13 protein-coding genes and 2 pseudogenes are annotated in these 13302 nt (G+C 41.2%); 4 read left to right on the top strand and 11 right to left on the bottom strand.

What is annotated here, in order from left to right; all coding sequences use genetic code 11:
* Positions 1–209: 209 nt before the first annotated feature.
* From F896_RS00335 to glnK, 5 genes are all read right to left on the bottom strand, one after another.
* On the bottom strand, positions 210–1502 hold the full coding sequence (locus F896_RS00335; RefSeq protein WP_005210030.1) for a DNA adenine methylase: 1293 nt from the start codon (positions 1500–1502) through the stop codon (positions 210–212).
* Complete coding sequence (gene ribD, locus F896_RS00330) at positions 1499–2599, bottom strand: bifunctional diaminohydroxyphosphoribosylaminopyrimidine deaminase/5-amino-6-(5-phosphoribosylamino)uracil reductase RibD (RefSeq protein WP_016165215.1); 1101 nt, start codon at positions 2597–2599, stop codon at positions 1499–1501. The genes F896_RS00335 and ribD overlap by 4 nt, the downstream gene beginning before the upstream one ends.
* A gap of 12 nt (positions 2600–2611) precedes the next feature.
* Complete coding sequence (nrdR, locus tag F896_RS00325; protein ID WP_004656377.1) at positions 2612–3076, bottom strand: transcriptional regulator NrdR; 465 nt, start codon at positions 3074–3076, stop codon at positions 2612–2614.
* Positions 3077–3202: 126 nt separating this feature from the next.
* Complete coding sequence (locus F896_RS00320; protein WP_016165216.1) at positions 3203–4609, bottom strand: ammonium transporter; 1407 nt, start codon at positions 4607–4609, stop codon at positions 3203–3205.
* Positions 4610–4676: 67 nt separating this feature from the next.
* Positions 4677–5015, bottom strand: a complete 339-nt coding sequence (gene glnK, locus F896_RS00315; RefSeq protein ID WP_004656379.1) for a P-II family nitrogen regulator — start codon at positions 5013–5015, stop codon at positions 4677–4679.
* A 275-nt stretch (positions 5016–5290) separates the two neighbouring features.
* Between glnK and F896_RS00310 the strand changes: the two genes are divergently transcribed.
* From F896_RS00310 to F896_RS00295, 4 genes and pseudogenes are all read left to right on the top strand, one after another.
* The gene (locus F896_RS00310) at positions 5291–5518 is read left to right on the top strand and encodes an accessory factor UbiK family protein (RefSeq protein WP_016165217.1); all 228 of its coding nucleotides are present in this window, start codon (positions 5291–5293) and stop codon (positions 5516–5518) included.
* A gap of 69 nt (positions 5519–5587) precedes the next feature.
* Positions 5588–6433 (top strand): annotated as a pseudogene (locus tag F896_RS00305) (YifB family Mg chelatase-like AAA ATPase); the annotation flags it as partial.
* Positions 6434–6504: 71 nt separating this feature from the next.
* Positions 6505–8277, top strand: a complete 1773-nt coding sequence (locus tag F896_RS00300) for a hypothetical protein (protein ID WP_016165219.1) — start codon at positions 6505–6507, stop codon at positions 8275–8277.
* 149 nt (positions 8278–8426) lie between these two features.
* Positions 8427–9359, top strand: a pseudogene (locus F896_RS00295) (IS5 family transposase).
* Between the two features lie 184 nt (positions 9360–9543).
* On the opposite strand, the gene F896_RS21505 reads toward F896_RS00295, so the two are convergent.
* The 6 genes from F896_RS21505 to F896_RS00270 form a co-directional block, all read right to left on the bottom strand.
* The gene (locus F896_RS21505) at positions 9544–9669 is read right to left on the bottom strand and encodes a YHYH domain-containing protein (RefSeq protein WP_155765798.1); all 126 of its coding nucleotides are present in this window, start codon (positions 9667–9669) and stop codon (positions 9544–9546) included.
* 63 nt (positions 9670–9732) lie between these two features.
* Positions 9733–10161 (bottom strand): YqaA family protein, encoded by a 429-nt coding sequence (locus F896_RS00290; RefSeq protein ID WP_081402399.1) that lies wholly within the window; start codon positions 10159–10161, stop codon positions 9733–9735.
* Positions 10158–11465, bottom strand: a complete 1308-nt coding sequence (locus F896_RS00285; RefSeq protein ID WP_016165222.1) for an MFS transporter — start codon at positions 11463–11465, stop codon at positions 10158–10160. The genes F896_RS00290 and F896_RS00285 overlap by 4 nt, the downstream gene beginning before the upstream one ends.
* 83 nt (positions 11466–11548) lie before the next feature.
* Positions 11549–12187, bottom strand: a complete 639-nt coding sequence (locus F896_RS00280) for a hypothetical protein (RefSeq protein WP_016165223.1) — start codon at positions 12185–12187, stop codon at positions 11549–11551.
* Between the two features lie 11 nt (positions 12188–12198).
* Positions 12199–12912 (bottom strand): HupE/UreJ family protein, encoded by a 714-nt coding sequence (locus tag F896_RS00275; protein ID WP_016165224.1) that lies wholly within the window; start codon positions 12910–12912, stop codon positions 12199–12201.
* Positions 12913–12952: 40 nt separating this feature from the next.
* Positions 12953–13291, bottom strand: a complete 339-nt coding sequence (locus F896_RS00270; RefSeq protein ID WP_005403915.1) for a hypothetical protein — start codon at positions 13289–13291, stop codon at positions 12953–12955.
* Positions 13292–13302 lie beyond the last annotated feature (11 nt).

Genomic DNA, 13302 nt, shown 5'->3' on the forward strand with positions numbered 1-13302 from the left:
TAAATCATTATTTTTTTAATTGCCACTTTATATCATTTAACTTAAAAGCATGACGATGCACATATAAACCAACTCAAAATTGATAGATATTTACTATAAAAACATGAACTTATCTTGAAAGCCGATCATAACAATCTAATTAACCGATACCCACCAAATATTGGATACAAAAACACCACTTTGTTGCCAAAATGGTGTCTTTTTTTCTTTTACCAAAGTGCCAGTTGGGTACTGTTACCCGTGGTATCTACACCACCCAATTCAGCGAAATGGTATAACTGTCCCAAGAGCTGCCGTAACGGAGGTCCAGACTTGGCGTGGGTGTCCGTGATCACAATAAACTCAAGTACGCGAGCACGTTCAGACTGGCGTTGTTTACTCACCCGATAACGTGGTACATCTTGGGTCAACAAAGTCACTTTACCGCGCTTCAAATTGGCAGTGAGCAAGTCTTTGGGCTCAATATTTCCATCAGTCGAATAACTGGTCAAGATATAACGTGCATTAATCGTTTCCAATAACTTTTCATAGGCCTCTTTGGCATATTTAGATGAGTTATAAGGACTTGGACGTTCTTTACGCCAAGCTCGATCAATACCACTTTTAAAACCTTTGGTATCTGGGGATGGCAAGTCAACTTGATCCCATAAAGTCAATGCATTCAGAACATGATAGTTACTGCTATAGGCATGCTGATTATAGGGTGGATCAAGATAAGCGACATCAACCTCAAAACTACTCATTTGATTGGCTAAATGCTGTGCATCGACACACCACACTTCAGCAGCAGGACGCTTAGCATCCCCAATCTCGCAAAAACGGCTCGGCGTTAACCACAATAAAGATTCAATCCGCTCCAAGGCAGTTTGGGTACGTCCGCCCCAGCCCTGATGGAAACTTTTAAAGACACCACTGGTATTACTGACGAAACTTGCGGAATACAATAGCGGTGCCAATAAAGCACTCATCTCTACATCATTAATTGCACCTTGCGCTTGCCATGTTGCAATCTGCTGACGAATCGCATCGATCCGCATACCGTTACGGCGTTTGAAGAACAAACGATCACGGGCAGGATCATACACATCATCATTACGCGGACATAAATTATGCGTGACCCAGCCTTTGACCTCAGGTAAGCGATTCAGATAATCAATGGCTTTCTGATAACCCCCTAACTCTTTAAAAGCAGGTGCATCAACACAAGCTAAAATGGCATTGTTCAACGCATGGCTATACGGTTCCCAGTCATTGGCAATCACGCGATAACCATTCTGACGCGCTAAACGCGAAACAACCCCACTCCCCGCAAAGAAATCAGCAAAAATCGGTGGATTCTTTTTCTTGCTATTCAGTGTACCTGTAATCTCAAGTGCTTCTAAAATCAGGTGAAGCAACCGACGCTTATTACCGAGATACGGTACTAACTGATGAAAAAGATATTCGTCAGTCGTACGGGCAGCATGACGACGTTTGTGATAAACCGATGGTTCTGGATTCATATCATCTCTTGGATAGGGAGCAATCTTAGGCGAATGTCTTGCCCAAGTTGGGTTACATCGACCAACTCAAAACGAAGCTGCTCTGCCATTTTGCTAAATTCAGCATTAAACATAGCCCGAGCAGATTGACCAAGTAAAGTTGGTGCAACATAACTAATCATTTCATCAACCAATCCTTGTTGTAAAAAGGCCGTTGATAAAGTCGCACCTGCCTCAACTAAAACATCATAAATTTGATATTGTTGAGACAAAGTCTGTAATAACTGGTTTAAAGGTTGCGGTGGCAATTGTATCACGCCTAAATCAGCAAGTTCTTGACGAAATGGTGTCATCACCATCACCGTTTCAGATTGCTGTAAAATTTTTGCAGAAAGTGGTAATTGCCCTTGTCGATCTAAAACGATCCGTTTTGGTTGCACCACTGTTGTCAGGTCAACGCCTTCTAAAACACGTACATTCAGTTCGCAATCATCGGCTAAAACCGTTTGAATACCAGTGATCACCGCACCCGAAATTGCCCGCCAATGTTGTACATCTTGTCGAGCTGCTGTGCCAGTAATCCACTTTGATTCACCCGAAGCCATCGCAGTACGGCCATCCAGACTGGATGCTATCTTTAAACGTACATAAGGCAGGCCAGTTGACATGGCCTTCAAAAAACCCAAGTTGAGCGTTTTTGCACTTTCCGTACAAATCCCCGTTTCAACCTCAATGCCTGCATCTTGTAAAATTTTAACGCCCTTACCTGCGACCAGTGGATTTGGATCAGAACAGGCAATGACAACTTTTTTCACCTGGGCTTTGACCAAAGCTTCCGCACAAGGCGGTGTTCGACCATAATGTGCGCAGGGTTCCAAAGTGACATATGCAGTTGCATCTTTGGCACTCTCAGCTGCCTGACGCAATGCAAAAACTTCCGCATGCGGCTGACCAGCTTTAGGGTGATAGCCTTCCCCAATCAGTTGACCGTCTTTGATAATCACACAACCGACATTTGGATTCGGCTTCGTCGAATATTGACCACGTCGAGCTAAGGCAATGGCTTGTTGCATCCACTGCTGATGTTCAGATAAATGATCTTGGGTTAACTCAGACATGATCTCTCGAATTTAAGCTTCATTTTCACGTTGTTGCATTTGCTCAATTTGATGGCGAAATGCTTCTACATCTTGGAAATCTTGGTACACAGAAGCAAATCGAACATAGGCAACATGATCCAATGCAAATAATGCCTGCATCACGATTTCGCCAATGGTTCTGGATTTGACATCGCGCTCGCCTAAACGACGAATCTGCGATTGAATATCGCTGAGTACGGTTTCAATTTGTTCCTGAGTGACAGGACGTTTTTGTAAGGCATGCATTAAAGAACGGCGCAGTTTGGCCTCATCAAAAGGTTCATTTTTACCGTCTGATTTGATCACGCGAGGCATGACCACATCATAACTTTCAAAGGTGGTAAAACGCTCCCCACAAATGACACACTCACGGCGACGACGAATCTGGCAGCCTTCGGCAGCCAAACGGGAGTCTATGACTTTACTATCAGCAGCGTTACAAAATGGACAATGCATAGTTGCGCGATTATTTACTCACTTTGCTTAAGTGTAGCAAAGTTTCTTCAATTGCAGAACTAGCACCCTAAAGCCATAAAAAAACAGCCCCATAAGGCTGTTTTTTTAAATCGTATGTTGTGCAGATTATTCGATACGTTCGCCATGTTGGCTCAGGTCAAGACCCATACGCTCATCATCAGCGCTGACACGGATACCAATCACCAGATCAATTACTTTCAGGATAATGAAAGTCACAATTGCGCTATAAGCGATTGTCGCTAATACACCTTCAATTTGTACCCACAATTGACCGATAAAGGTTGGTGCAAGTGCAACATTTGCCGCTTTGATGATTTCATCACTGTAGAACACACCAGTAAGAATCGCACCAACGATACCACCAACAGCATGTAAACCAAATGCATCCAAGGCATCATCCGCTTTAAGCAGGCGTTTCAGTGCAGTAATCCCCCAGAAGCACACCACACCACCAATTAAGCCCATGATCAAAGCACCGCCTACACCAACGAAACCAGCAGCAGGCGTAATCACCACTAAACCAGCAACCGCACCTGATGCACCACCAAGAACCGATGCTTTACCACGAACCAGACGTTCAACAATGAGCCATGAGAATGCAGCAGCGGCAGCAGCAACTTGAGTCACAAGAATCGCCATACTTGCACGCGCACCAGCACCTAAAGCACTACCACCGTTAAAGCCGAACCAACCCACCCAAATCAAGCTTGCGCCAATCACAGTTAAAGTTAAGTTATGTGGCGCCATAGATTCACGGCCAAGACCTGTACGTTTCCCTAACATGTATGCTGCAACCAAACCTGCAACACCTGCGTTAATATGAACAACCGTACCACCAGCAAAATCTAATGCGCCTGCTTTGAATAACCAGCCGTCAGCCGCCCATACCCAGTGAGTGATTGGTGCATAAACCAAGACCACCCATACTGCGATAAATGCCATAAATGCTGAATATTTCATACGATCAGCAATCGAACCACTGATAATCGCTACAGTGATGATCGCAAACGTCATTTGGAAAATAACAAATAAGCTTTCAGGAATTGTTCCACTTAAGGCATCAAACGCAACGCCATTCAGCATCGCCTTGCCCAAGTCGCCCACATAAGCACCTGAACCAGAGAAAGCCAATGAGTAACCGGCAATTACCCAGATTAAACTCACTAAGATCGCCGCAGAAAGGCTGAACATCATGGTGCTGAGTACGTTTTTCTTACGTACCATACCACCGTAGAACAGAGCCAAACCAGGAATAGTCATCAACAGAACCAATGCTGTTGAAACAAGAACCCAAGCTGTATCACCCGTATCCACTGTTGCTACAGCAGCAGGAGCAGCCTCTTCAGGAGCTGGAGCTTCAACTGCTACAATTTCAGTTGTTGCAGCACCCGTATCAGCAACGGCTACGGTTTGTTCAGTTGTTGGTGCTGATGCAGTATCGTCTGCCCAAACCACCGCTGAACCACCTAAGAGTGCGCCAGATAGACTGAGCGCCATAAGCATTTTTTTCATTCGTGTCCCCCAACCTTATTTTGTGAGCTATTTCTCTTATTTCTAACTCAGCAAAGTTTGTGCCAATTTAGACAGCATCTGGCCCAGTTTCACCCGTACGGATACGGATTACTTGCTCTAAATTCGTGACAAAGATTTTACCGTCACCAATTTTGCCTGTGCTTGCGACACGAGTGATTGATTCAATGACTGCATCCACCATTTCATCGCTAATTGCAATTTCAATCTTCACTTTCGGTAAGAAATCAACCACATACTCTGCACCACGATACAGTTCTGTATGGCCTTTTTGACGTCCGAAACCTTTGACTTCAGTTACGGTAATCCCTTGAACACCAATCTCAGAGAGTGCTTCACGCACATCATCTAATTTAAATGGTTTTACAATTGCAGTTACAAGCTTCATGTTTGTTTTCCTTCGGCTTATTTTCACCAGTAAGGTTTTATGTTCAATTTTCATGCCAATATTTAAAGGTTGGGGGTTTTTAAATATCGAGCACAAGCTTTCTTTATAACCTATTTAGGCTTGAAGATGTAGATAGTGCATCGAAAATAAGTTTCATTTCGCTATATTGAATGAAATCAACCAGTCACTCATCCTTCTGTCCCGAAGTGTGCTAGAGGAATATAGCCAGCAGTGATACACTGAGCAGCAAATATACATAACCTATTGAGCACTTTATGATTGAGACTCTTTTACAGGCAATTTTGCAACAAGTTGACCAACCTAAAAAAGACCTAGAAAAAAACTTACGTGCGTTACTCAGTGAAAGTATCGAAAAGTTAGACCTTGTCTCTAAACAAGAGCTTGATCGCCAAAGAACTGCTCTCAATACGGCCAATCAACGCCTGACTGAGCTGCAACAGCAAATGAAAATACTTGAAGGAATCGTTCAGAATAAAAAATAAGCACCAATTCGGTGCGAACAGCACCGAAAAATGATTAAAAATAAAGCACCACAATGGAACAATAATAAGATGTCTTTTGCCAAAATCTATACGAGAGGCCTATTGGGTCTGCATGCCCCACAAATTGAAGTTGAGGTTCATATCAGTTCAGGCTTGCCCTCGTTAACAATTGTGGGTCTACCTGAAGCTGCAGTTCGTGAAAGTAAAGATCGTGTCCGCTCAGCCATTATTAATAGCGGTTTTCAGTTTCCAACCAAGCGCTTAACCATTAATTTAGCGCCTGCAGATTTACCTAAAGACGGTTCCAGACTCGACTTACCCATTGCTCTTGGTATCCTGATTGCTTCTGGACAACTTCCTGAAAACAGCACCGAAGGTTTTGAATTTATTGGTGAACTGGCACTGGATGGACATTTACGCCCGATTTCAGGGGCCTTAACCATTGCGATGGCCTGTCAACAGGCGCAACATCGCCTATTACTGCCAACTGCAAATTTGGATGAAGCCAATCAGCTGCCAGAATTTGAAGTCTATGCGGCCAATCATCTACAAGAGGTTTGTGCACATTTTTCGGGCAATTCCCAGATTCAAGCTGCACCACAAAGAACAACCGCAGCCGCCTCCTATTATCAATTCGATCTTGCCGATGTAAAAGGACAACTTCGCCCGCGTCGTGCTTTAGAAATTGCTGCCGCAGGCGGACACTCTTTATTATTTAAAGGGCCACCTGGCACTGGTAAAACACTGTTGGCTTCACGGCTGCCCTCTATTTTGCCTCCACTCAATGCACGTGAAAATCTAGAAGTCGCCAGTATTTACTCGGTTGCCAATGCACAACATAGCTTTGGACAACGGCCCTTTCGCGCACCTCACCATACTGCATCTGCGATTGCCTTGGTCGGTGGTGGTTGTCATTTACCTAAATACTTGTCATATTACCTAAATAGATGTCACAACCTCCAATCTTCATCAGTTGGAGGTTGCTAATGAAGTTTAATCCTTTTGCTGGTTGCCCAAGAACCACCAGCACGACCAACTTAGATATCAGCAAATTTACCAACCCTCAACTTGATAATCCAAAGTCCAAAAAACCTGCTTTTTTTAAAGACCACGAATATATTGTGATCTGGTACGGCAAAATTAAAAATAAATCACAACATCGGCATGCCCAAAAATTAGTTGAAGTGATGTTTGCTAATATCACTGCTCTTGAGAAAGGGAAATATCAAGATTCTGGCTATCAGATTACGATTAGTTTACCGCTTGAAATCATACCCAGTATTCCCATTGGCTCAATATGGGCGAATGGCTGCTGCATTGGGCGTTACGATTTGGAGAATATGGGTGTTACTCTGAAGAAGAATTATAAATATCAAGTCAATTATGCCCAAACTAAAAATGGCGAAAGCCAATATGCATTTGACCCTGCACTCTACCCTGTTAGCAATATCATTAATGATGGTAACAGTTTGATTGTGGCTGAGCAGGCAGATGACCAAGGTGTTGTTCATCGCATCATAATCCACCCATTACAATTTTTTAATGCGCTCTATGGCGCATCTAAAGAAATTAACCGCATTTTATTAACCTATCTTTGGGGAGAAGGCGAAAACCCATCGGACAGCACAATTAGTCAATTGCTGCACCTGAATTATATAAACCGATCCTGCCCTGATGCGGTCTTTCTTTCTGAGAAATTCACTAAAGGTGATGCAGTATTTTTGTACCATCTTAGAAATAGTGATTTTACTAAAAAAGTAGTTAAGGCATTAAACAGCAGGGTTTTAGCTAATCTTCAAGCCAAGAGATATAGTTATTTAAAAGTTGAGCCTTATCATAAACAACCTATTGAAATGATAATTAAAGCAGTACAGCTATCTGACGATAGTTGGCTATGCACTCAGATTAATGCTATTTCCATGCCCGAAGGTAAGCTTGTTTATTACGATATTGCCAATTCTTTTTCAACTCTCGCTGATCAAGGTTCAGCTAAAAGTTTTCAAACAATTAAGCCAATCTATCAAAACCTCGAAACAGATGATCTAGTTGTAGAAGCAGAGCTTGGGCCTAATAACCAAAATACGGCCATATTAAGAGAAAAAGTCCAAAGCATCGGTAAAGCTAGAGAAGTCGCCAAGAATCAGAATATTGATATAGTTAAGGCATTAAATATCGGCAAAGTCATTCCTATCACCGCGCCAGAGCTTGAGAGTTATGCAACGGGCATTCAAGTGGGTACAGGCGGTCACATTGGTCGTCTACAAGCCGTTATTGATTTAGAGAGTGGACTTAAAAGTGATACGCTTGAATCTAGCAGCGCTAATCAGCAGTTGGCAGAACTTCTTAATGATGCCAAGTCACTTAGAGGGCTAACTAAGATTGACAGCTATACCTTTAATGAAGGCTTTCAGGGAGAAACGCTCGCTACCATGACTTATGGCAATCTGCACTCTGTATATCCTAAAACCATATTAGTCCTCAGAGTCAAAACTAACTCCAAAAATTATTTCATCATAGATTGTGAACCAACTGATAAATATAGCTCAAGTGGCCTTATCTTTAACGTGGATGATGAGCAATGGTTTTTATCAGATAACAATCCCTTGGGGCTACGTCATCTGGTTTATCAGGTACTTGGCAATCGCGGAACATTAAGCAAAACTATGTTTAAGAACCTTGAAAGCAATGTTGCCACGTTTAACCATGTGAAAGCAGCAAGTAGCAACTGGATAAGAAATGGGATTAATAATTTAACTTAATTTTTAGTGTCTATTTGATCTTGAAAACTATACGCCGATCCCTCATTGATAAACGAATTAATTTATATAACAAGGCGAAAATAATGCATTACAGTGGCTTTGTTGCACAAACCTATCTGTAAAGGGTTTTTCAGCGATATAATTTTCAAATGAAGAAGCCTACACACAAAATCTACCGCACAACCAATTGGCCCGCATATAACCGAGCACTTATGAGTCGCGGAAATATTGCCATTTGGTTTGATCCTGCTATGTAATGGTATGCGCCATCAAAAGGCAAACAAGGGCGAAATCAAACCTACTCCGACGCAGCTATCCAATGCTGCTTAATGATTAAATCCTTATTTCGTCTGTCTTTACGTATGGTTACTGGCTTTGTGCAAAGTCTGATTAAACTTTGCGGATTAAATTGGATAGCTCCAGATTACACCACGCTTTGTAGAAGACAAAAGCATATTGATATTGTAATCAGCTACCAAAAAAGTAGCGATGGGCTGCATCTACTCATGGACTCTACAGGCATGAAGTTTCTAGGTGAGGGCGAATGGAAACGTAAGAAACATCAGCCTGAATATCGTCGCCAATGGCGTAAACTAAATATTGGTATAGATGCTAAAACCCTACAAATACGAGCAGTTCAGCTTACAACCAATAATGTCAGTGATTCACAGGTGCTTGGTGATTTACTTAATCAGATTCCACAAGATGAGCAGATTAACTCTGTTTATACCGATGGAGCTTATGACACCAAGCAATGCCGTCAGGTCATTGCAGATCGGCAAGGGCATGCGGTGATTCCACCTAGAAAAAATGCGAAACAATGGAAAGATACAAAGAGTAGCTCGCTAGAGCGAAATGAATTACTTCGAACAATTAAACGTTTAGGCAGGACACTATGGAAAAAATGGTCAGGCTATCATCGGCGAAGTTTGGTTGAAACTAAGATGCATTGCATTAAATTATTAGGAGGTAAACTCAGTGCAAGGAGTTTTGATAGCCAAGTGAATGAAATCCATGCACGTGTAGCAGTCCTTAACAGATTTACGGAATTAGGTCGACCACTTACCCAAGTTACGCCTTAAATTTAGCTCAATTAGGGGCGCTTTGCATTTCAAATCTTTGTGCAACAAAGCCTCTTAGAAAGCATGTATTAGGTGATACTGCGGAAATAAAGGAACAAGAACTGAATGAATTTTTAGCTTTAATTAAGCGCTACGTATAATTTAAACGCACAGTTTTTAAAATAGAAAACTGTGCACTGACCTATCAATGACAGTGGTAATCACCAGTTTTACTATTGGTATGACAACCCTGTGAGTTTGTTCCTCCAGAATGAGCATTTGCATAAGTAAATGACATGCCTATAAAGCATATTAATAAAAAAAATTTCATCTAATCCCATCTCCAATAGTAAGAATATCAATTTGTATGATATTTAATCAAAGCTAACACAACTTAGGCCATTTTCAAATAAATCAGATAGATGAAAACATAACGAAAAAACTTGGCTATCAATACTAAAAACAGGAATTTAGAAAATTTCTCCTTAAGCACGCCACTGACTAAGGTAATTGGATCACCGATCACTGGAACCCAGCTTAATAATAGTAAAGGTGAACCATAACGCCCATATAGGTTTTGTGCCTTTAATAACTTTTCTTCAGATACAGGAAACCATTTCTTATCTTTGTATTTTTCAACTTGTACTCCCAACCACCAATTCACGCATGAGCCTAAAACATTTCCTAGCGTTGCTACACTTATAAGTAAAATGGCTGAATATTCTCCTAGGATTAGTATTCCAGCTAATACAGATTCGGATTGCAGAGGCAGTAATGTTGCTGCCCCAAATGCACTTAAGAATAAAAAAATATAAGCCACTATTTAGGCCAATGCTGGTGATATCTATCAATCATAAATTCATGCTCATGCTTACCTTTATGATTGTGCTGCAATAAATGCTCGTGGTCCTGCGGTAAATCAGGATGAGTATGCTCTAGAATTAAATCATCTTTTCTTGGCCAGATAACAAATGCGACGACCATGGATACGAGGGCAATGAATGCCATAGGCACAAAAGTAATCAATGTTCCAAAGTTTGTACTTAACCAGCCCACTAATGGATAAGTGATTAACCAACAAGCATGGGAAAATGCAAATTGAGCTGCAAATAGTGCTGCCCGGTTTTCACTTGAGGCAGACTTTCTAATAAGACGTCCAGTGGGTGTTTGAGAAACCGAATAACCAATGCCTAATATAAACCAAAGTGCTAATAACCAAGCATAGGTAGAAATAAAGTAGCCACTCAGTAATCCAACGACGAGAACCACAGTCCCTGAAAGCATGACAGCTCTATCATTCAATTTATCTAATATTTTTGGCAATGCAAATGCAGCAAGCATTGAACCTAATCCAAATAAACCAAATGCCCATGTCGTCGCTTTTTCCGTCAAGCCAAAGGTCGTTTGAACAAGAACGACTGTATTTACGATAACGACTGCACTGGCTGAAGCAATAGCGAGATTTAAAGCTAACAATGCTTTTAAACGAGGTGTTCTGAAATATATTTTTGCGCCTTGTTTGATCCGGTTATATACCCCGATAAACTCAGGCATTTTCGCATTTGGTAATTTTGCACTGACTACAAATAATGCTGAACCGATAAATCCAACCACAGTTCCCAAAAACAAGTTGTGATAACTCATCACTGTGAGTAATAAACCTGCAAGCATCGGGCTTATAATGTTTTCCAGATCGTAGGCTAAACGAGACAGAGATAAAGCCTTTGTATACTCTTCTTCTATGGGTAAAACTTCCGGGATCATGGCCTGGAATGTTGGGGTAAAAGCGGCTGAAGCAGACTGTAGAATAAAAATCAAAATATAGATTTGCCAGATTTGAGTCACGAAAGGCAGACACAATGCGGTTAAAGCTCGAATGACATCTAAGCCCACCAAAACTTTTTTTCTCGGTAATCTTTCAGCAAATGCGGAAGCAATGGGTGCGACCCCAATATAAGCAATCATTTTAATTGCCAAGGCAATACCCAGGACCTGCGCTGCCTGCCCTTTTGCGATGTCGTAAGCCTGCAAGGCTAGAGCAATAGTAATGAGTCCCGTACCAATCAAAGCGATAACTTGAGCTAAGAACAAATGCCGATATGTTATGTTTTTTAATACTTCTAGCATTTTAGGGACTCCTTATTTAAAACCTAACTTTTATGCCATACAGGTTCCAGATGAGGCTTAGGCCTCATCTGGAATTCCAAAAATTAAAAGACCTTTTTCATTTCACTGAATTGACCTTCAATATTCAAAGTTACAGTCACTGGATTTTCTGTTCTGTTTCGCCAGAACCAGCCATGCTTTCCGTCAAATGCAGCAGTCAATGTGCCAGATTGCTCAGTTTCATTTTTACCTTTACCGTAACCATGATAAAAGTCTTTTGGCGCATTTACAGGATCGCCATGGGTATCATAGTTCAGACCACCACCTGAAGATTTCCAATCAAAGCTTACACTTGCATCTTTAGGCATAGCCAACTTAACTTCAGTTGCCTGGTTAGGTTTTAATTCGATAGAGATCGATTCTTTCTTAATAGCGGGCATTGTATTTGAGCTATCATTTGTTACAGCAGCCTGAGCAACCGAACTATTAGCAGTATTTACTGAAGGGATCTGAGGGGTCTCTCCCATTCCATTCTCTGATTCAGCCGCTAAAGATTGCTTGATTTCCCCCATTTTGGTTAAACCCAAAACTTTACCTACACCAGTAGGGTCAATAGCGTATTCGGCTGGCATTACACAAGTCACAAGAACAACAACGGCACTCACCGCAGCAACCACAGTGGATTTAATCAGTTTCTTTGAAGAGGGTAATTCAACATCTTTTGGAATTTCAGCGTTAAACATAATTTAGATCCTTATTGTGTAATGAAGCCAGTGAGTTGGTAGCCAACAAGTAGAAAACCAAGGAACATCAAGAAGACATTGCTTTGATATGCTGTTTTGAAGAAATAAGGGGTTTTTCTCCACATCGTCATAAGCAGTAAAATGATGGCTAATGCCATGAGTTGCCCTAATTCGACCCCGATGTTGAAAGAGATCAGATTCGCAAGCAGGCCATCATCTGGCACTTCATATTCCTGAATTTTTACAGCTAAACCAAAGCCGTGAATCAAACCAAAAATCAGCGTGGCAATTTTTGTATTGGGCTGGAATCCAAACCAGCGCTGATAAGCACCTAAATTATCTAAAGCTTTATAAACAATAGAAAAACCAATGATTGCATCAATAATGTATGCATTCATCGAAATGTTGTAATACACCCCTATCAGCATGGTAACTGAGTGACCGATGGCGAACAGGCTGACATACAAACCAATATCTTTCATACGGTATAAGAAGAAAATAATACCGACCAGAAATAATAAATGGTCATAACCTGTAACCATGTGTTTGGCGCCCAGATAAATAAAGGGGATCACATGAACACCGTAGATTTCCTGTATATAGCCTTTGTCACCCTCTGCAACTCCATGAGCAAAAAGTGCAGGACTTATCAAGACCATACATAAAGCAATCAACAGCTTTAAATAGGTTTTGAGCTTCACATAATGTGAATCAATAATTTGCATCTAAATCAAACTCCAAAAATTAAAAAATGGTTCAAAAAACTCATGATTTTTTTGGAGGTTTAAAAATACGACTTGCAAGCAATAGAGCGTATTTCTTCGTACGGTCAAATATTTGCGCACCTAACAGAAGCAAGATGAGTGCTATTTCTTTGAGAGATGCAACATTAGAAAAATGTTCGTAATAGGTATCTTGATGATGATGTGAATGTTGCTGATTTACCTCATGATGATGAGTATGAATCACATCTACATAGGCATGCTCTTGAAAGCGGTTTTCAGTCGCATGCTCGTTAAAATGCAGACATAGTGCAAGACTGATGATGCAAACCAGCCACATCATCACATATCTCATTTTTGAATCTTGCACTATTGCCATCATATTGAACTTCT

The organism is Acinetobacter genomosp. 15BJ (assembly GCF_000400715.1).
Lineage (GTDB): Bacteria > Pseudomonadota > Gammaproteobacteria > Pseudomonadales > Moraxellaceae > Acinetobacter.